At 54.6% G+C, this 18037-nt stretch carries 18 protein-coding genes; 12 read left to right on the forward strand and 6 right to left on the reverse strand.

Going from position 1 to position 18037, the window contains the following annotated elements; all coding sequences use genetic code 11:
- Nucleotides 1-198 (forward strand): hypothetical protein (locus VMT71_14435; protein HVN25168.1); only part of this gene is annotated, 198 nt, incomplete at its 5' end.
- Nucleotides 199-644: 446 nt separating this feature from the next.
- Here VMT71_14435 and VMT71_14440 read toward each other — a convergent pair.
- Nucleotides 645-2705, reverse strand: coding sequence for an SLC13 family permease (locus tag VMT71_14440; protein ID HVN25169.1), 2061 nt, complete (start codon nt 2703-2705; stop codon nt 645-647).
- Between the two features lie 116 nt (nt 2706-2821).
- Between VMT71_14440 and VMT71_14445 the strand changes: the two genes are divergently transcribed.
- On the forward strand, nt 2822-3433 hold the full coding sequence (locus VMT71_14445) for a DUF3786 domain-containing protein (GenBank protein ID HVN25170.1): 612 nt from the start codon (nt 2822-2824) through the stop codon (nt 3431-3433).
- Nucleotides 3430-4701 (forward strand): UDP-3-O-acyl-N-acetylglucosamine deacetylase, encoded by a 1272-nt coding sequence (gene lpxC / locus VMT71_14450; protein ID HVN25171.1) that lies wholly within the window; start codon nt 3430-3432, stop codon nt 4699-4701. The genes VMT71_14445 and lpxC overlap by 4 nt, the downstream gene beginning before the upstream one ends.
- Before the next feature lie 161 nt (nt 4702-4862).
- On the opposite strand, the gene mobB is transcribed toward lpxC, so the two are convergent.
- Genes mobB through cysS form a run of 5 tightly spaced genes read right to left on the reverse strand, consistent with a single transcriptional unit; the run spans nt 4863 to nt 9082 of the window.
- The gene (gene mobB, locus VMT71_14455; GenBank protein HVN25172.1) at nt 4863-5390 is read right to left on the reverse strand and encodes a molybdopterin-guanine dinucleotide biosynthesis protein B; all 528 of its coding nucleotides are present in this window, start codon (nt 5388-5390) and stop codon (nt 4863-4865) included.
- Nucleotides 5375-6541, reverse strand: coding sequence for a molybdopterin molybdotransferase MoeA (locus VMT71_14460; GenBank protein HVN25173.1), 1167 nt, complete (start codon nt 6539-6541; stop codon nt 5375-5377). The genes mobB and VMT71_14460 overlap by 16 nt, the downstream gene beginning before the upstream one ends.
- Entirely contained in the window at nt 6526-7089 is a 564-nt protein-coding gene (locus VMT71_14465) for an NUDIX hydrolase (GenBank protein ID HVN25174.1), read from the reverse strand. The genes VMT71_14460 and VMT71_14465 overlap by 16 nt, the downstream gene beginning before the upstream one ends.
- Entirely contained in the window at nt 7086-7637 is a 552-nt protein-coding gene (locus VMT71_14470; protein HVN25175.1) for a 2-oxoacid:acceptor oxidoreductase family protein, read from the reverse strand. Before VMT71_14470 ends, VMT71_14465 begins: the two co-directional genes overlap by 4 nt.
- Entirely contained in the window at nt 7634-9082 is a 1449-nt protein-coding gene (gene cysS, locus VMT71_14475) for a cysteine--tRNA ligase (GenBank protein HVN25176.1), read from the reverse strand. Before cysS ends, VMT71_14470 begins: the two co-directional genes overlap by 4 nt.
- Before the next feature lie 93 nt (nt 9083-9175).
- Between cysS and VMT71_14480 the strand changes: the two genes are divergently transcribed.
- From VMT71_14480 to VMT71_14520, 9 genes are all read left to right on the forward strand, one after another.
- A complete protein-coding gene (locus tag VMT71_14480) occupies nt 9176-10156 on the forward strand; it encodes a DUF4931 domain-containing protein (protein ID HVN25177.1) in 981 nt (326 codons plus the stop codon).
- A gap of 122 nt (nt 10157-10278) precedes the next feature.
- A complete protein-coding gene (gene nrdD, locus VMT71_14485) occupies nt 10279-12381 on the forward strand; it encodes an anaerobic ribonucleoside-triphosphate reductase (protein HVN25178.1) in 2103 nt (700 codons plus the stop codon).
- Nucleotides 12382-12512: 131 nt separating this feature from the next.
- Complete coding sequence (locus tag VMT71_14490) at nt 12513-12776, forward strand: hypothetical protein (protein HVN25179.1); 264 nt, start codon at nt 12513-12515, stop codon at nt 12774-12776.
- On the forward strand, nt 12760-13482 hold the full coding sequence (locus tag VMT71_14495) for an anaerobic ribonucleoside-triphosphate reductase activating protein (protein HVN25180.1): 723 nt from the start codon (nt 12760-12762) through the stop codon (nt 13480-13482). The genes VMT71_14490 and VMT71_14495 overlap by 17 nt, the downstream gene beginning before the upstream one ends.
- Nucleotides 13451-14128: a CRISPR system precrRNA processing endoribonuclease RAMP protein Cas6 gene (cas6, locus tag VMT71_14500; protein HVN25181.1), complete on the forward strand. Its 678-nt coding sequence runs from the start codon at nt 13451-13453 to the stop codon at nt 14126-14128. Before VMT71_14495 ends, cas6 begins: the two co-directional genes overlap by 32 nt.
- Before the next feature lie 241 nt (nt 14129-14369).
- Nucleotides 14370-15113 (forward strand): hypothetical protein, encoded by a 744-nt coding sequence (locus VMT71_14505; protein ID HVN25182.1) that lies wholly within the window; start codon nt 14370-14372, stop codon nt 15111-15113.
- A gap of 195 nt (nt 15114-15308) precedes the next feature.
- Nucleotides 15309-16535 (forward strand): NEW3 domain-containing protein, encoded by a 1227-nt coding sequence (locus VMT71_14510; GenBank protein ID HVN25183.1) that lies wholly within the window; start codon nt 15309-15311, stop codon nt 16533-16535.
- Between the two features lie 2 nt (nt 16536-16537).
- Nucleotides 16538-17329 (forward strand): ABC transporter ATP-binding protein, encoded by a 792-nt coding sequence (locus VMT71_14515; GenBank protein ID HVN25184.1) that lies wholly within the window; start codon nt 16538-16540, stop codon nt 17327-17329.
- A gap of 1 nt (nt 17330) precedes the next feature.
- A partial coding sequence (locus VMT71_14520) for an ABC transporter permease subunit (GenBank protein HVN25185.1) occupies nt 17331-18037 on the forward strand: 707 nt, incomplete at its 3' end.

Consider the following 18037-nt stretch of genomic DNA (forward strand, 5'->3'; position numbering starts at 1 on the left):
ATCAGCTCAAAGCTTTTCGAACTGATCATGGACGAAGAGCAGATACATTACAATTACTTCGATAATGTTGACGCGCACATCAAGAATCTCGACGGGACCTACCTCGCTCAGATCGCAGGGACGCCTTCTGCTACAGGCCTGGCGACGCAGGGCTTTGTTGCGAGACAGGGTGGAGGCACGCCAGCCGCCGGCGCGTAGAACCATCTGACCATTGGCCTGCAGAGAAAAGCCAGGCGGGTTACACCGTTTGGCTTTTCTATTCCCGACTTATACGATTGAATACCAAACCTTTACGGAAGGGGTGTGAATGGTAGCCGGCCGCTCGCACCGTTTCCTCCGCTCTCTAGGCGCTTCAGCTCTGACCCACTGGACGCTTCACGCTCGTCTTCGGTTGTGGGTACCCCAGAGCTTTCGCGATGTTCGCTCCGAAAAGGTCCATCCTGGCACGCCTACAGGATCGAATAGGGTATCTCACAGCTCAGTGAATGCGTCGTGGTGATCGTTAGGATGGCCAATGTCGATTCGGATTCAAGATGCATACCGAGGCGAGCCGAGGCGTGGGCTACCGGAGGCGTACTAATAGTACGTCGAGGTGGAACAGGCCGAAGGGCAACGACGGTAGGAGCTTGAAGCCGAATCGACATCTAGCGGATAAGGCCGAGATACTTCCAATATGGATACGAAACTGCTATCGCGGCGAGAGATATAAGCACGTGCGCGAGCGCGAACTTCACGGTCTGCGCATGATCGAAAAGCCGTCCCTCGGTGCTTGAAAGCAGCGTCTGGAAGATCATGCTCTGGTGCGGCAGCAACCAGGGCTCGTTCACCAGAAGCACTATCAATCCAATGACAAACGGGCTGATCTCCAGAGCGGCGCTGATGGGCAGGAGCGCCAGGATGCATACCACGAGTGAAGGAAAAGCCGGCAGGACGAAGCGGATCATGACTATGCTCAGCGTTATCGCCAGAAGGAATAGCAGCCTGCTGCCTACGAGATACTGCAGGTAAGGTTTTGCGGTAGCCGCTACTATTTCAGGAAGACCGCTGGCAGATATGACATTGCCGAAGCCTATCAGCGCACCGAGGGAGATCAGAAAGGCCCAGTCTATCGAGTTGCGGAGTGTGGCCTGATCGAGAACCGACGTCCCGAAAAGGATGAGAACGCACAGCATAGCTATCCAGGCGCCGTCGATGTGATGCCACGACTGGGTTAAAAAGCCCGCCAGGGATGTGAGAACGGCAAGAAGACACACCTTTTCTTCCATGGTCAATCGGCCGAGCGTCCGCAACTGGGCGTCCGCAACCGAGGAGACCAATTCCCGCTGTTCTGTCGGGCGGTAGAGAGCGATTACCGCAACATAAGAAAGGCAAAAATAAAGGACCGAGAGGAGCCAGGCCGCCTTGAGCCAGTAACCCCAGGTTATGGAGGCGCCGATATCCGGGGGCAGGAGTCCAAGCATGAAGAAACAGACAAAAGAGCCGTTCATGAACATAGGTGTCATGTTCCCGTGGCCCAGAAAGCTGGCCATGGCAAGCCCTACGGCTCCAGCACTTCCTTTCTTATACCCCAGAATCTCGGTAAGAGTGAGAATAAGCGGACTTGCAAGCGCCAACCTGCCATTGGGAGAAGGGATAATAGGCGTCAGTAAGAGTCCCGAAAAAGCCACCGCGAACGCCTGCCCAACATAGCTGCGGGGGAAGCGCTTGATCATCACGAGTGTCAGGCGGTAGAGGAGACCTGTTTTTGCGATGGAGGCTGAGATACCGAAGACGGCGAGTACAAGAAACCACGTGGAGCTGGAAAAGCCTGAGAATGCCGCTGCAGGCTTGGTTGCACCGAGCAGCACTGCCACTACCGGAAGGCCGATTGAAATCGTGTGAAAAGAGAATGCGTTCAGGCTCCACAGAATAGTTGCGGCGACAAGCAACTCGAAGAGCACGACGCGGGGATTCGCAAGGCCCGCTGAACGCAGGAAAAGCGCAGAAGGTATGCAGACGAGCGCCATAAGAACGTATGCGAGAAATCGCCTGTCCTTTGACCAGGCGCGAATTTTCTGCCCGAAACTCGCTCTTGCGGAAGGAGCCAAAGGTCTTACCCGACTCACGCCAGCGCCACCGCCGGCTGGAGGCTTTGAGCGCACGAGCGCATCTGTGCTTCCCCTCATGACCACATTCGCTGATGCAAGCTTGGCGGCCAGCAGCCCGGCCAGACTCACCCCGAGGGACGGGTATTTCTTTATGAGGTTGTTGAAGCTATCCCGCGAGAGTTTCAGCAGCGTCAGTTCTGTCTGGGCCTCGGCGTCTGTGGACCTCGGCTCTCCTGTCAGGAGCGCCAGCTCGCCGAACCAATCGCCCGGACCCAGGCAGGCAATTTCTATATATGGGGCTCGCGTCGCCCCCTCCATCGCACCCGCAAGCGGGTACCCGGCCGTCGGAGCCTCCCCTCCACCCTCCAGCCGCTCCACGGCTGCGGGTACCCGGCCGTCCCGCCTCAAAAAAATGCGCACTATGCCGTCGATGATGATGTAGAGGGAATCGCCCGGCTCTCCGGCTTCGTAGAGGATCTCTCCCGACCTAACCCGAAGCTGTTCGAAGCTGGGGATCAGCTCCGCCAGCCTTATCCTGTCGAGCTCCGCCAGCAGCGGAATGTTGGTGAAATCGATCTCCTTGGTTGAGGATATATTCTGTTCTTCGTCTCGTTCCATCAGGGGTATCCGCTGTTGCCTCTCATCTTTTTTAGTATGGCACAGGCCTTGACGGCTGTAAACGCCCACACCTGCGCAGGTTGTAAATTTGGGCCGATTTCGGTAGACTATTCCGGATGTTTTTCAGCGAAGGTAAATCCAATTATGATGCAGTACTGGCCGAGCTTCTGGAGGAGTCAAGGAAGAAAAATGTTGGGGCATCGGCGCCCGACCTTGGCGGAGCGTTAGTAGACGGTTCTGCGCAAGTTCCTCTATTCGGTGAGGCGTGCACGGTCAGGGATGACGGCGTGTACAAGGGGCAGTCGAGGCTTGATACCATCGGATCAATTCTTGTGCTCAGGTATCTTCTTACAGCCGGGGATGACCTGTTGCGAAACAGATGGGTAGCGTATCGGGATTTTTCGGATGGTGCGCAGTTCGCATCTTACATAAAGGCCAACATAGAGGACCGGCTCGCCAAAGCCTTCGGCGGGAATCAAGCGCTTCTCAGAGAGAGACTCGGTGCGCTGGGTGCCAGCCTCTACCGTTCAGAAGCAAAGCCGGACGTAGCGGCCGCTCTGCGTCCTTTCCCGAAAGTGCCTTTGCTCGTCATCTTCTGGGACAAGGACGAGGAGTTCGAAGCTTCCTTTCAGTTTCTGTTCGATGAATCTGCGTCGTCTTTTCTCGATATGGAAGCTCTGGCCGTGCTTCTGGAATACACGTGTCAGAAAATGGTTGGCGAGTCATGAATCAATCAGGCAACGGCGGGTCACACCAGGTCCTGATCATCGATGATGAGAAGAGTATAGTCGAAAGCCTCTCCTCCATCTTGAGAGAAGAGGGCTTCTCCGTGTTCAGCGCGAGGGACGGCAAAGAGGGCCTTGCGCTCTTTGAGCACGTAAAGCCCAGGGTGGTACTGCTCGATGTGTGGATGCCCGAGATGGATGGTTTGGATGTGCTTCGGCACATACGGAAGAAGGATAGCGACGCCGTGATCATAGTCATTTCCGGCCACGGCACCATCTCTACCGCGGTTGAAGCGGTGAAGATGGGGGCAACAGACTTTCTGGAGAAGCCTCTTTCGATCGAGAAGGTACTCGAGGTCATCTCGAGAAGTCTTGCCGGAAAAGGGAACGGGAAGAACAGGCGGGACGCGCTCAAGATTGAAGTGCCGACAGGCCTCGAGGTGTGCAAACAGAAGACGCTCGCCAAGAGTATCGTAGTTTACGGTGTGGGGCTCCATTCGGGCGTGAAGACAGGAATGATACTGCTTCCCATGCCGGCTGACACGGGCATCGTTTTTGAGCACGTTCCTGACGGCGAGAGGATTCCAGCATTCATCGACTATGTTTTCTCTTCCGGGTTTGCCTCCTCCATCAAAGGCAGAGACTGTGCAGTTAGAACCGTGGAGCATCTGCTGGCGACCTGTCATATGTACGGCCTCACCAATCTGCTCATCAAGGTGAGTGAGGAGGTGCCTATTTTTGACGGCTCTGCGATTGATCTTTGTCTCAAGATTGAGGAAGCCGGTGTCGTGGAACAGGATGCTGGTATAGAGCCGCTGAAGGTGACAGAACGGGTGGCAGTTCCCAATCTCCCTGAAGGCAAGTATCTTTCCGTCGAACCTGCAACGGAGCTTATCATTGACTACACGCTCAGCTACCCGAAGCCTGTAGGCGTGCAACGCTACCAGTTCTCGGGAGGAAAAGAGCGTTTCGTTACTGATATAGCGCCTGCGCGCACCTTCGGTTTCTTGAAAGACTTCGAGAAACTGGAGAAGATGGGGCTGGGATCAGGGGGGCGAATCAGCAACGTGATCATTCTGAACGATGATAATGTCATCAACACGAAGCTCAGGTTTGAGGATGAGTTCGTGCGTCACAAGGTTCTTGATCTGCTGGGCGACCTCTATCTTCTTTCCCGCCCCGTTGTCGGCAAGGTGCTGGCGAAAGGCACGGGGCACCTCGAAAACATCGCCCTCGTGAAAGAATTGAAAAGAGTCTTTTACAAGAACTAGGGACATGCATCCCGCCACCAGAATTACAAATTCTAAGCCCTGAATTCTCAACAATCTCAAATGACCAAAATTCCAAACAAAGTCAAGCGCGACTATGAGCTAAAGTCCCTGTTTGAGATATTCGACATGTATGAATTTGTTTAGGATTTAGAAATTAGAATTCAGGATTTTGCCGGTGATCCCGGCTTCAGTTTCAACCTCGACAGGATCAACTCTGCAGCCGCTGCGACGTCATCCCGCGAGAATACCGGCACCGGCGCATCTACCGGCCTGTCCGACATCAGTGCAAACACGTCCCGGTCCTCACATGAGAGCGGGGCGACTTCCTCAGAAAATTTGTAGACCTCGATCTTTGGACCGCGCTCTTCTTTGAACCCCTCGATGATAACAAGGTCAACTTCCCTGATGTAGGTTGAGACCAGTTCTGCAATGGTCAATTCTTTATCGGTATCCGCGGTGAGCGCGACTTTCTGGGGAGAAACAATCATCGAGACACGGGCGCCTGCTTTCTTGTGACGATAGCTGTCTTTGCCCTCCCTGTCAGATTCGAAATCGTGACGGTGATGCTTTATTGTCGCGATCTGAAGGCCTTTCGCCCGCAGCATCGGTATCAATTTCTCGATGAACGTGGTCTTGCCGGTGTTTGACCTTCCGACGACAGAGAGTACCGGGATCATGGGTCCAGCCATTGCAGTTCTACCTCCCTGCCTTTCCTCACTCTCGTGATCCCGCGTTCCAGGATAATGAAAGCGTCGGGCTCATCCGCGTATAGCTCTGTAATGCGCGCTGCAGGACTGCGCGCGAGCGTCACGGGGATGAGGTGAATCCTGTCCTTCTCTTTCTCCAGATCATCGGGCACGGGCACTGTTCCTGATTGCGGGCCGCCTGACCTGCCGGCGAGCTTCCACAGGCAACGCTTGATGAACGCCTCGTAGAGGGTTCTTAATGCCCGAGGGTTCCCAGGGAGGATAAAGAAGAGCGTCTCTGCAAGTTTTCCTGCAGTCATTGTCTTGCCGGGTACGATCGGCAGGCCGTCAAGGAGAAAAGTAGCCCTTCGTTTCTCGAAAGATGAGCGCGTCACGTCCCTCTTGCCCATGGCAGTGCCCCCGGTGACCAGCAGAAGATCAGCGCCTGCCATTGCGGCGATGCTCTCTCCAATCTCTTCATCATCATCGCCTGCGGTTGCCAGCTGTGCAATCTCTCCCCCGTCCCTCTCAACGAGTGCTGCGAGAAGAGACTGGTTTGAATTGGGCAGTAGGCCTGTTTTCAGCTCATTGCCTGTGGAGAGAATGCAGACCTTCGGCTTCAGGAAAAGAGCTATGTCCCTGAGACCCGCGAGGGCCAGAAGCTCCATGGTCCTCGGCTTCACGCGCTCACCTCTTTTGACGACCTCATCCGCCTTCTTTATCCAGTAGCCTTTCTTCCATGTCTTCCGCATGTCCCCTGAAGCCTTTACCAGGATGTGTCCGGCCTCTTCACGCACCTGCTCGACAGGCACGAAACGCGTGTGCGGCGGTATCGCGGCTCCAGTCGGCACAAAAAGCGCTTCTCCTGCTTGCAAACGGAGCAATGATTTTTCTCCCGGGCCCGAAGATCCTTTGACGACGAACCGAGTACCCGGCCCCTTGCAGGCAAACCCGTCAAGCGCTGAAACATCAAAAAGCGGAAGGTTCCGACCGGCTTTCACAGTGCGTGCAGCAATGCGCCCCAGGGCCTTACGACAGGGAATGGTTTCACATCCTACAGGAGAGACTCTTCTTTCCAGTGTGCGTACAATGTCGGCAAGCAAGGGCTTGCGGCCATTCCGCCGCGTTCTTGTGCGATCTACTTCCCGAAGCATGAGGTTGCCGGATAACCCCGTTTCTGGAAAAAAAAGTGAAACGCCACAGTGACCAGGGCGTGGTTGATCGTGCCGTCGCTGAGCAGGTGCGGGACAGATGCGAGGGGAACCAGTTCAACTTCTATATCTTCATAGGTTTCAAGCAAGGGTTCCTGTACCTTCCTTGCTTCCTCCACCAGGTAGGTGTAACAGGTGTTGTCGAATATCGCCGGGTTCGGGTTGGTCGTGCCGAGGAGACTTACGCGCGGCCCCGCATAACCTGTTTCCTCAAGGAGTTCTCTTTGGGCGGCATCTTTTGCATCGGCTTCATCCACAAGCCCGCCGGGTATCTCAAGCATCACATCCCTGGTGCCATGCCTGTACTGCCTGATCATGACAACGCATGCGTCTGCAGTGAGAGCAATGACGTTCACCCAGTTCTTCGACTGGAGCGTGTAGAACTCGCCGGAGCGTCCTGTTCTCGGTGAGACGGCTTGATCTACCCGGACTTTGAAGACCCTGTAGTCTGCGCCTGTTTTTGAATTGAGAATGTGCCAGGGTTTAATCATCCCTGTACTATCATCTGCGTTTCCTCGAACGCCCTGGTGTAGGCCTTGACATTCTTCTGTGCGATCAGGCCGAACCGTTGTTTTGTGGGGAGATCAAGTGAGGAGAGCTTTATGATCTTTGTTGCTTTGACGAGACTGCCTAACATCGTGGTATTCGTGATTGGTACGCCCATCTCTTCACGGGCGATGCGCGAAGCATCTACGGCTGCGATCCTGAATCCGGGAAAAAGTTTGCGCAGTTCCTCCTCGGGCTTGTTGCTGTTGATCACGACGAGGCCGTCTTTCTTGAGCCCCTCTGTGGGGCTCGCAGAAGAAAGAAGGGTCGGATCGAGAATCACGATCACGTCGGGCTTATACACCTTCGAACGGATACGAATGGGCTTGTCGGAGACCCGCAGGAAGGAAAGCACAGGCGCCCCCCTGCGCTCCGGACCGAAATTCGGAAACGCCTGGGCATAGAGGCCTTCACCTATTGCGGCCTGCGCAACAAGCTCTGCCGAGGTGACCGCACCCTGGCCGCCTCTACCGTGAAACCGAATCTCAGTCATTTTGTCCTCCATGTGGTGCCGTTTGGTGTGTCGAGCAGGATGATGCCCTTTTCGAGCAGCATGTTGCGGATATCGTCCGCTTCTTTGTAGTTCTTGCGCTTGCGCGCCTCTGAGCGGTCCTCGATGGCCTTCTGCACTGCAGCCTCGTCCAGCCCAACCCTTTTCAGGTGACGGAGCAGTTCGCCCCTGCCGAAGGAGTCCGGATCCTCGCTGATGAGCCCCAGCTTTGAACTCATCGACGTGAAAAGCTGCTCTCCGTGGGCGACTGCGGGCCGCTTGCTTTCATCCGGCTCGTCCACCATCCGGTTGAGGATTCTCGACAGATCGAACAGCGCTGAAAGGGCCAGCGCCGTGTTGAAGTCGTCGTTCATGGCCTCGTAGAATCTTTTCTCGATTTCCTGAAGCTCAGGGCTGGCGTGGCCTTCGGCGGGAGATGAGACGGCATTCTCTCCCTTTCGCAGCTCGCGAATTCTGGCGAGCGTGTAATAGAGTTTCTGCAACGCGCTCTGAGCGTTGTCCAGGGATTGCTCCGTGTAATCGATCGGGTTCCTGTAATGGGTGGATAGAAAAAAGAGGCGCAGGACCTCGGGATGGTACCACTTCAAGAAATCTTTGATGGTAAGGAAGTTCCCCAGCGACTTTGACATCTTCTCACGTTGCATGGTTACGAAGCCGTTGTGGACCCAGTAATTGACGAACTTTCTTCCTGTCGCGCACTCGGTCTGGGCACGTTCATTCTCATGGTGCGGGAAAACCAGGTCCTTGCCTCCTCCGTGAAAATCGAAAGGGTTACCCAGGTACTTGGTGCTCATGACAGAGCACTCGATATGCCAGCCCGGCCTTCCCTTGCCCCACGGGGATTCCCAGAACGGCTCCCCGGGTTTTGATGCCTTCCACAGGGCAAAGTCGAGAGGATCCTTCTTTCGTTCGTCCACCTCGACACGTGCCCCTGCGATCATTTCCTCGAGGCTTCTTCCGGACAAGGCGCCGTACCCGTCGTAGTTCCTCACCGAGAAGTAGACGCTGCCGTCAATCTCATAGGCGCAGCCCCGCTCCACAAGGCGTTCGATAAAGGTGATCATGTCCTCGATGTGTTCCGTGGCTTTTGGCTGAACGGTGGGAGGCATGACCCCGAGCGCAGCCATGTCTTCCTCGAAAGAGGCTATGTATGTCCCGGCAATTTCTTTCCAGTCCCTGCCTTCTGCGTTGGCCCGCTTGATAATCTTGTCGTCGATATCGGTGTAATTCCTGACATAGGTGAGTTCATACCCGAGGCTCGCGAGATAACGATAGATTACGTCAAAGACTATGACGCTGCGTGCATGGCCCACATGCGAATGATCATAGACCGTGATACCGCAGACATAGCACTTCACATGGCCGGGGGTTACCGGAATGAATTCCTCTTTTTTCCCTGTGAATGTATTGTAAATGGCGAGACTCATAAGCCTTTTTTATCACAGCCTCGGGCTTCTTGTCAAAAGGTATGTCCTCTCGTACGTCTTTACAAGCCCGGTGATTTGGTTTATGTTGGTAGAATGGCTGAGGTCAGAAGAGACCCTCTTTCCGGCACGTGGGTTGTGGTTGGATTGACGTGGGCCAGGAGAAGCGAAGTGGATGTCTGCCCTTTCTGCCCAGGCAATGAACATCTTTCCGGGAGCTCGATACGAGAGATCAAGGGCGGCGATGGCGCATGGCTCGTGCGTTCTGTCCCTGCAACCAATCCGATATTCATGATAGAGGCGCAAAGCAGCAAGAGAGCGGAAGGGATGTACGACAGGATGGGGAACGTGGGCGCTCATGAGATAGTGGTGGAGAGCAGGGCCCACACAAAAAATTTATCCGATTTCGATGAACAGGAGATGACGTCAGTCTTCGACATGTACACAGAACGGATTTTAGACCTGAAAAATGACAAAAGGTTCAAATACGTGCAGGTGTACAGAAACCATGGCGAGCTGGCGGGTTCCTACATGTATCATCCCCATTCGCACGTGCTGGCGACTTCCTTGATCCCTCACGGCACGCTGCTGGAACTGGTCAACGCCAAGGAGCATTACCTGCAGAAGGAACGGTGTCTGTTGTGCGATATCACCGCGCAGGAGATACGGCAGAACAAGCGGATCGTAGCGATGTCCGAGAACTTCGTCGCGTTCTGTCCCTTTGCCCCGAAGTTCCCTTTTGAAGTCTGCCTGCTCCCGAGGTTTCACCACCACGCCTTCGAATCCATGGGTGACGACAGGGCGTTGAAATATGAATTCATCCGTCTGTTCCTCGACGTGATACGGCGCGTTGAGCGTGCCAGGAGCTCCCACACCATCGTAATCCATACGTCACCCAATCTGATAACGCAGGAAACAGCCCAGGAGCCTCCCGAGCTCAAGGACTATTGCCACTGGCGCGTAGAGATACTGCCGAGAGACCTCAGATCGTCCCGGTACAAACGGGAAGATGATTTCTACAACCTGTCATTGACTCCGGAAGAAGCGGCGCAGATTCTGAAATCTGACGGAACCTGAGATTGGGTAGCGACAGTTTTCTGCACAAAATAAAAAAATTAAAATTTTTTCATTGACAACGCAGCATACTAGATATAGTATAAAACCCAGTTAGGGCACTATATCTAGTGGAGGGGGAATATATGACCGAAACAACTGACTTAAATCTCTTCGTCCGAACTTCCGAGGAGGATATTTCGGAGTGGAACAGGGACAAGATAGTCGACGCCATGATGCGGGAGACCCTCATCGATCAGGACACTGCAACTGCCATAAGCAGGGATGTCGAGTCGCTTATCCGGAAATCAGGCATCAAAGTGGTCACCGCCCCCCTTATCAGGGAAATGGTGAACGCCCGCCTGATAGAGCGGGGGATGGAAAGCGCACGCAAGATGCACACCCGTCTTGGTATGCCTATCTACGACGTCGACACGCTTATACTCCATCCGAACAAAGAGAATGCAAATGTCCCGCACGGTCCAGAGGCAACGAACCTTACGCTGGCCGAAAGGATTAAGAAAGAATTCGCCCTCCTCTCTGTTTTTTCCCAGGACGTTGCCGACGCCCACATGAACGGTGATATTCACCTCCACGACCTCGGTTTCGTCGACCGGCCGTACTGCAGCGGTCAGTCGCTCGAGTACATAAAGAAATTCGGCCTGGACTTGCCCCATTCCTTGTCAATGGCAAAGCCCGCAAAACACCCTGAGGTGCTCCTTGCGCACCTGGTAAAGTTCGCAGCTGCCTTGCAGAGCCATTTTGCGGGCGCAATCGGCTGGGATGCGGTAAATATCTTTTTTGCGCCGTACCTGGAAGGCATGAGCGACAACGATGTCAAGCAGCTCGCGCAGATGCTCATATTCGAGTTCTCCCAGCAGGCTGTGGCGCGCGGCGGCCAGGCGATATTTACGGACATCAACCTCTACTGGGAGATTCCCAAACACTTTGTTGACGTGCCGGCTATCGGTCCGGGAGGCAAATTCACGGGCAAAACATACGGTCAGTATGAGAAGGAAGCGCAGCGTTTCGTGTGGAAGCTCTTCGACGTGTTCAAAGAAGGGGACGGCGCGGGCAGGCCGTTCTTCTTCCCGAAGCCGCTGGTTCATATCACGGAGAAGTTTTTCAAAACCGAAGGGTACAAGGATTTTCTGGACCATATATGCGACGTGGCATCAGACAAGGGTAACACCTATTTCGTATTTGATCGCGGTGAGACAGCCAAGATCTCTGAGTGCTGCCGCTTGAGTTTCAAGTTGGATGAACATGACCTGCTCGACGCGAAGGAGCCCTGGAGGATGCGTTATTGCGCGCTGCAGAATGTTTCTCTCAACCTTCCGCGTATCGCGTACATGGCGCAGCAGGACGATACGAAGCTGTTCAGTCTTCTGACGGAACGCTTCATGCTTGCAGTCAAGGCCCACAAGGAGAAGAGGGCCTTCATCGAGAGGCTGCTCTCCGCGGGTGAAAATGGGCCGCTGGCGCTTTTAACGATGAACCGGGACGGCATGTCCTATCTGAGAATGAACAAGGCATCTCATCTCGTGGGCATGGTCGGCCTCAACGAAATGGTTCAGATCCACAGCGGCGAACAGCTGCACGATTCCAAGAAAGCGTTGAAGTTCGGTCTCAAGATTCTTGCTCACATGAAGCTCCTCGCCGATAAAATGAAGAGGCAGGAGGGAATGAGGCTTGTTTTAGAGCAGACACCGGCGGAGAGTACGAGTTACCGGTTCGCGCGGCTTGATATGCGCTACTTCTCTCCCGCATCCGGCAGAGTCGTGAAGGGAGATGTAGCTTCAGGTGAAGTCTATTACACCAATTCAACCCATCTCAATGTGCGGGTTCCCATGAATCCCATTGAAAGGGTCAGCAACGAGGGGCTCTTCCATCCTCTGATAGAGGCAGGTTCCATCTCGCATGTCTGGATGGGTGAAGCGCAACCGTCGGCGGGTGCCATTGGCGACTTCGTGCTGAAGACTTTCCGCCACACCACCAGCGATCAGATAGCCTTCTCGCCCGAGTTCACCACCTGCAACACGTGTCATCGCACGTCGCGGGGCTTGAGAGATGACTGTGCGTACTGCGGCTCGGCCGACATTGACGGTATCACACGCATCACCGGTTACTTTACCAAAGTCTCAAGCTGGAATAAGGGGAAGCTGGGAGAGCTGAAAGATCGTTACCGTAACGCAGAGTATTTTGCACAGGGCCAGGATGTAGAGAAGCAGAAAGTAGCGGCGGGTTGAGCTCTATAGTGATGCAGGGTCCGGGTTCAGAGGGGTCGGGGTTCCTGTTGAGCAGGAGTACGAGAGAGTTCGTTCTTTGTATGAGTCGGGACCCTGCATCCGAATAAAACATCTCAAGGAGGAGGCGATTGATGGGCACAGTAAAGATATTCTACAAAGATGATTGCGTGATCTGTCCTCTGGCGAAGAAATTGGGCGACAATCTCAGGCAGAAAAACATCGCCGTCCTTGATTATAACGTGGAAACCGCTGACGGCCTTGCCGAGGCCAGTTTTTACAGTGTTATGGCACTGCCCACCATCGTAGTTGAAGACCCAATGGAGAACGAGATAGGCGAATGGAGGGGCAGCGTCCCCAAGATGGAGGAGGTGCTCGAGGTTGTCAGCAGAGCATAGTTTTCACATCAAGGGTTTCATAGAGACCAGCTTTCTTGATTGGAGGGGTCACCTGTCCTCTGTTATTTTTACCGGCGGTTGCAACTTCAGGTGTCCCTTCTGTCATAACAGCGATCTGGTACTGCAGCACGATCGAGTCCCCGACATACCGGACGCGCAGATCTTTGCTCACCTCATGAAATTCAGAAAGTGGATCGACAGGGTGGTCATTACGGGCGGCGAGCCAACGCTCCAGAGAGGCCTGCCCCTGTTTGCCAAGCGCCTTAAAGAGAAGGGCTTCAAAGTCAAGCTCGACACAAACGGTTCGCATCCCGGTGTAGTGAAGGACCTCGTGGCGGCAGGCCTCATCGATTATATCGCCATGGATATGAAAGGGCCCATTTCCGGCTACAACAGGTGGTGCGGCACCACGGTGCATCGCGCAGCGATCGAAGAAAGCATCGACTTCATCAGCGCGACTTCCCTGGAGCACGAATTCAGGATGACGGTAGTACCTTTCCTCCACAAGGAGGTCGACGTGTACGAAGCCGCGTCCCGCGTGGCCAAAGCGAAGCGCTTTTTCGTGCAAGACTTTGTCCCGAGAAACACGCTCAATCCGGCGTTCGCACACCTCAGACCGTTTTCTCCTGACCGCATGACAAAGATACGACAGAAGGTCGAGGGGATCATCCAGGATGCCCAGGTCCGTCGTACTCTACACCAGTGACGACATATTCCTGCAGATCAAGCAAAGGCTTGCAGAGCTGTTCGCGCCTGAAAAAATAAAACCCTACACGTGCTCCCGTGCTCACGCGTCAGAAACAGGCGCGCGGCGCGTAAGGATTACCGAGCTCGTATCCTATAGCCTCGCCCCGATCATTGATGATGTCGTCGGCAAAGGCCAGGCCCTGATCGTTTCCGCGGCAGACAGGGACGTGTGCGGCGCATCGTACGAGGATCTTCTGCAAAACGCCGACCGCTTTCGGCGGGAGGCGCTTCTGCAATTTTCTTCTCCTACTATCGTGGGCCTCGGCGGTTACCTTGTTTCATTCCCTGTTTTGCCCCTGATGCTCAGCCATTATGTCCACACATGGAACATGCTTGCCGGGTTCAAGATCACTCGGGTACCCGAACTGCTTGAGCACGTCAAAATGAAAGAATTCAAAGTATCCTACGTGCGTTCGGAGCACGGCCCCGGTTTCCAGGGGTGGGTTGCGCTGGAGATGGAGAAGGGCAGATCGGAAGAGGAGATCCAACTGTTCAACACCCTCATCGATTTCGCATTTTACTGCGGAACAGGCCTTTACACGGATGAAGGCCTCGGTCAGACGCGAAGAGCCCAACGCGAGGCCAACAAACGGTACAAACCCTAGGACCCCGAGCAAAAGAGTTTTGCGCGAAAGTGCGCACGTGGTGACAAGTCGGATTCAAAAATAGAGCGAGGCGCTCAAGCCGTGGCGAACGCAGGCGTACTAAAAGTACGTCGGAGAGAGACAGGGCGCAACACCCACGCCACAGGTTGGGTACCCGGAAGCTGTATGCATGAAAGCGACTTGTCCCCGTTTGACAAACAGCGTTTGGTGGCATACAATCGGCGTTGGTCAGGAGGTGCCCATGTTCAGAGGTTATAAGCTTTTCTTTCTGTACATCACAATAGTGGCGGCGCTCACACTCTCTGCCTGCTCGACGCATACCTATACACAGCAGGTCGTGCCATTCAAGTTGCCGATGGCCTATCCCAATGTTACCGTGGCGGGAGGCGCTGATATTGCGGCCAAGGCGTATGATGACCCTGACGAGGCATCAAAGGCATTCGATTTTAATATGATCGGCAGTGGCGTTCTTCCTGTGCAGATAATCTTTGACAACAAGGGTACGCATGCACTTGAGATTGTTCCGTCCCAGACATTTCTTGTGGACGCAACCGGTAATTTATGGCCCATACTCGATCAGAACATGGCCTACGACAGGATTCAGAAGAAGACTGAGATGAGCAAAGTGCTGCCGGGAGCAGCCAAGGGGGGCGTCCTCGGGGCTGCGGCAGGTGCCGTGCTGGGCGCAGCTATCGGGATTGTTACCAGAACAAACGTGGGCAGCGCAGCGGGTATGGGGGCTGCGGTGGGCGGCGCAATCGGCGGAGTGGCCGGCGGTACCAAGGGAGCGATGGATACCGACCCTCAGGTCAGGATCAGAGAAGACCTGAATAGAAGAAGCCTTGAGAACCGCCCCGTAAGGCCCAGCGAGATAGCGTACGGTTTCGTCTTTTTTCCGGCTGAAGCAACAAAGGCGAAAGAGTTGAGATTACAGGTAAGGGAAGTGGACACAGGGGTCAGGCACACGCTCATCATGGCCTTTTGAAGGAAAGTACGAAGCATAATCTCAACCATAAGGTTCGCAATACTCAACACCTGCCGCATTTCGGCCTGAACAACAAGACCCCGGCAGGTGTTGACTTTTTTTTTGAGTAGTGAATATCATATTCCGCTGTTAGCCATTCCGGATTACAAATGAGGAGAAAACCTGGCTGATCCTTTTCTTATCGGAGGGAAGTTTATGAGCAAAACGAGATCATATCGCCTGTTTATGCTGGTAGCCCTGGTAGCCTCAGGCCTGATTCTTTCGGGGTGGGCATCAATGGCTGCCGAGACCAAGAAGAAGGAAGATGTGGAGAATCGACCGGAGAGGTCGATCCAGATGTCTGCGGAATTCCCGGGAGTCCAGGTTCCGCCGGGACAGACCGTCACCATGAATCTCATCTTCGACAACAAGGGGCGCACTAATGAGAACGTGGACGTCTCAATCCTTTCTGTACCGAAAGGATGGAAAGCGCGACTCAAGACCGATCAGTACACGGTCACCGGGGTTTCGGTGCCGTGGGGCGAGCAAAAGACTATTGCCTTTGAGGCGGAGCCGGACAAAACGGTGAAGACAGGTGACTACACGTTTGATGTTCAGGCCAGGACGAAAGACGGGCAGTTTAAGATGGATCAGTCGATTCTTGTCAAGGTGAGAGAGCGGCAGGGAGGAGCGGAAACCCGTGGAGTACGCCTGACCACGTCCTATCCTGTGCTCCGCGGGCCTTCAGACGCCAGCTTCGAGTTCTCGGTGGATGTTGAAAGCAAGCTCGACCGGGACGCGGTGTTTGACCTGTCTGCACAGACGCCCGAAGGCTGGGAAGTGAATTTCAAGCCTGCGTATGAGACCAAATACATTACCAGCCTGCGCCTGAAGGCCAATTCGAGTCAGACTGTGGCAATCCAGGTGAAGCCTGCGATGAACTCCAAGGCGGGCGAATACCCGATCACCATGAGGGTCGCTTCCGGTGACGCAAGAGCAGAAGCCAAGCTGATGGTAGCGCTCACAGGGACGTATTCCGTCGATGCGGGCACCCCCAGCGGCCTCCTCACGCTTGACGCACGACAGGGCAAGCCTTCAGTCGTGTCGATCTTTGTCAAGAACACGGGATCTGCCCCCTTGCAGGAAATCAAGTTTATGTCCTTCAAGCCGGAGAACTGGAAAGTGGAATTCAAGCCGGAGAAGCTCCCCACCCTTGAGCCTAATGAGCTGAAACAGGTGGAGGTCACCATCACGCCTTACGAGGAAGCTCTGGTGGGAGACTACTCCGTGGGTATTGGCATAAGCACAGAGAAAGCATCCAAGAACCTTGAGTTTCGTGTAACGGTTAAAGCGTCAACTGCCTGGGGATGGATCGGCATCGGCATTATCGTGCTCGTGGTGCTCGGCCTCACAGGGCTCTTTCACTGGCTCGGCAGGCGGTAACAATGCAGGACACGATACGGGACATGATGCAGTCCATGGCTGATGAGCAACAGGTCATCATAGAGACGGAGGAGCTTACCAAGGCCTACAAGACGCAGGTGGCCGTGGATCATGTCTCCTTCAAGGTCATGCAGGGAGAGGTGTTCGGTTTCCTCGGTCCGAACGGCGCGGGAAAGACCACGACCATCCTTATGCTGCTCGGGCTCACAGAGCCTACGGGCGGACGCGTGCGGGTCCTGGGCGTCGATCCTACGAGAGACTCGATCAAGGTCAAGGGCATGGTCGGCTACATGCCGGAAAACATGGGCTTCTACGGGGACCTCGATGCAGTGCAGTCGCTCCGCTATGTTGCCGAGCTGAACAATATCCCGAGAGACGTGGCAGAGGGGCGCATTGAAGCCGCGCTCAACACTGTGGGGCTCCGGGACGAAACCAAGAAAAAGGTAGCCGCTTATTCACGCGGCATGAGGCAGCGCCTGGGTCTCGCGGAGCTGATCGTCAAAGAACCGAAGCTGGCGTTTCTCGATGAGCCCACGCTGGGGCTGGACCCGGATGCCACAAACCGGATGATGGATCTCATCGAAAGCCTCTCTTCTGAAAAGGGTATGACGATTGTTCTATGCTCCCACTTCCTCCACATGGTGCAGAGGCTCTGCCGCCGCGTCGGCATAATGATCAAGGGCAAGATGGTGGGGCAAGGCTCCATGGATCGGCTGGCTCAGGAGAAACTGGGCCTCGGCGCAGAGGAGTACACGCTGGAAGAGCTCTACATGAAGTACTTTCAGGAGACATAACGTGCAAGGCTGGAAACCCATATTCAAGAAAGAACTGGCGGACCATTTCTCCAGTTACCGCTTCATCATCCTTTTTTCGTTGATCACCATGGTCAGCCTGATCATCGCGTACATGGTGGGCGTCACGATCAAACAGGAACTCGAAGGAGTGGCCAAGCCCAAGTTTATCTTCCTGATGCTCTTTATCTCCAGGGGCGTTGTCTTCTCTCTCGTGCAGTTCGTTGCCTTTTTCGGGCCGCTGATAGGACTCGTGCTGGGATTTGATGCAATCAACAGGGAACGTAACGAGGGTACGCTGAGCAAGCTGCTCTCCCAGCCTATTTACCGTGACGCAGTCATCAACGGCAAGTTTCTCGCGGGTGTTGTTACCATCAGCATTATCATGACATCCATCCTTCTGCTTATTACAGGCATGGGGCTGAAAGTGGTGGGCGTTGTTCCTGGAGCGGAAGAGCTCTGGCGCATCTTCCTCTATCTTATCGTGAGTATCGTCTACATTTCCTTTTGGCTGGGCGTTTCCATCCTCTTTTCCATCATCTTCAGAAGCATCGCTACGTCTGCTCTGGCATCCCTAGCTCTGTGGATCTTTTTCTCTTTTTTCGTGTCGATGGGCGCGAGCGTTGTCGCAAATGCTGCCGTGCCTGACGCCAGTCAGTCCAACCCTGAAGCGCTGATACGCAATGCCAAGATTCAGCGCGCCATCTCTCT

Source organism: Syntrophorhabdales bacterium, from assembly GCA_035541455.1.
Classification (GTDB): domain Bacteria; phylum Desulfobacterota; class Syntrophorhabdia; order Syntrophorhabdales; family WCHB1-27; genus JADGQN01.

Coding starts and splice junctions, on each gene's coding strand:
- VMT71_14440 (HVN25169.1), bottom strand. CDS start 2,705: ATGGAACGAGACGAAGAACAGAATATATCCTCAACCAAGGAGATCGAT.
- VMT71_14445 (HVN25170.1), top strand. CDS start 2,822: ATGTTTTTCAGCGAAGGTAAATCCAATTATGATGCAGTACTGGCCGAG.
- lpxC (HVN25171.1), top strand. CDS start 3,430: ATGAATCAATCAGGCAACGGCGGGTCACACCAGGTCCTGATCATCGAT.
- mobB (HVN25172.1), bottom strand. CDS start 5,390: ATGGCTGGACCCATGATCCCGGTACTCTCTGTCGTCGGAAGGTCAAAC.
- VMT71_14460 (HVN25173.1), bottom strand. CDS start 6,541: ATGCTTCGGGAAGTAGATCGCACAAGAACGCGGCGGAATGGCCGCAAG.
- VMT71_14465 (HVN25174.1), bottom strand. CDS start 7,089: ATGATTAAACCCTGGCACATTCTCAATTCAAAAACAGGCGCAGACTAC.
- VMT71_14470 (HVN25175.1), bottom strand. CDS start 7,637: ATGACTGAGATTCGGTTTCACGGTAGAGGCGGCCAGGGTGCGGTCACC.
- cysS (HVN25176.1), bottom strand. CDS start 9,082: ATGAGTCTCGCCATTTACAATACATTCACAGGGAAAAAAGAGGAATTC.
- VMT71_14480 (HVN25177.1), top strand. CDS start 9,176: ATGGCTGAGGTCAGAAGAGACCCTCTTTCCGGCACGTGGGTTGTGGTT.
- nrdD (HVN25178.1), top strand. CDS start 10,279: ATGACCGAAACAACTGACTTAAATCTCTTCGTCCGAACTTCCGAGGAG.
- VMT71_14490 (HVN25179.1), top strand. CDS start 12,513: ATGGGCACAGTAAAGATATTCTACAAAGATGATTGCGTGATCTGTCCT.
- cas6 (HVN25181.1), top strand. CDS start 13,451: ATGCCCAGGTCCGTCGTACTCTACACCAGTGACGACATATTCCTGCAG.
- VMT71_14505 (HVN25182.1), top strand. CDS start 14,370: ATGTTCAGAGGTTATAAGCTTTTCTTTCTGTACATCACAATAGTGGCG.
- VMT71_14510 (HVN25183.1), top strand. CDS start 15,309: ATGAGCAAAACGAGATCATATCGCCTGTTTATGCTGGTAGCCCTGGTA.
- VMT71_14515 (HVN25184.1), top strand. CDS start 16,538: ATGCAGGACACGATACGGGACATGATGCAGTCCATGGCTGATGAGCAA.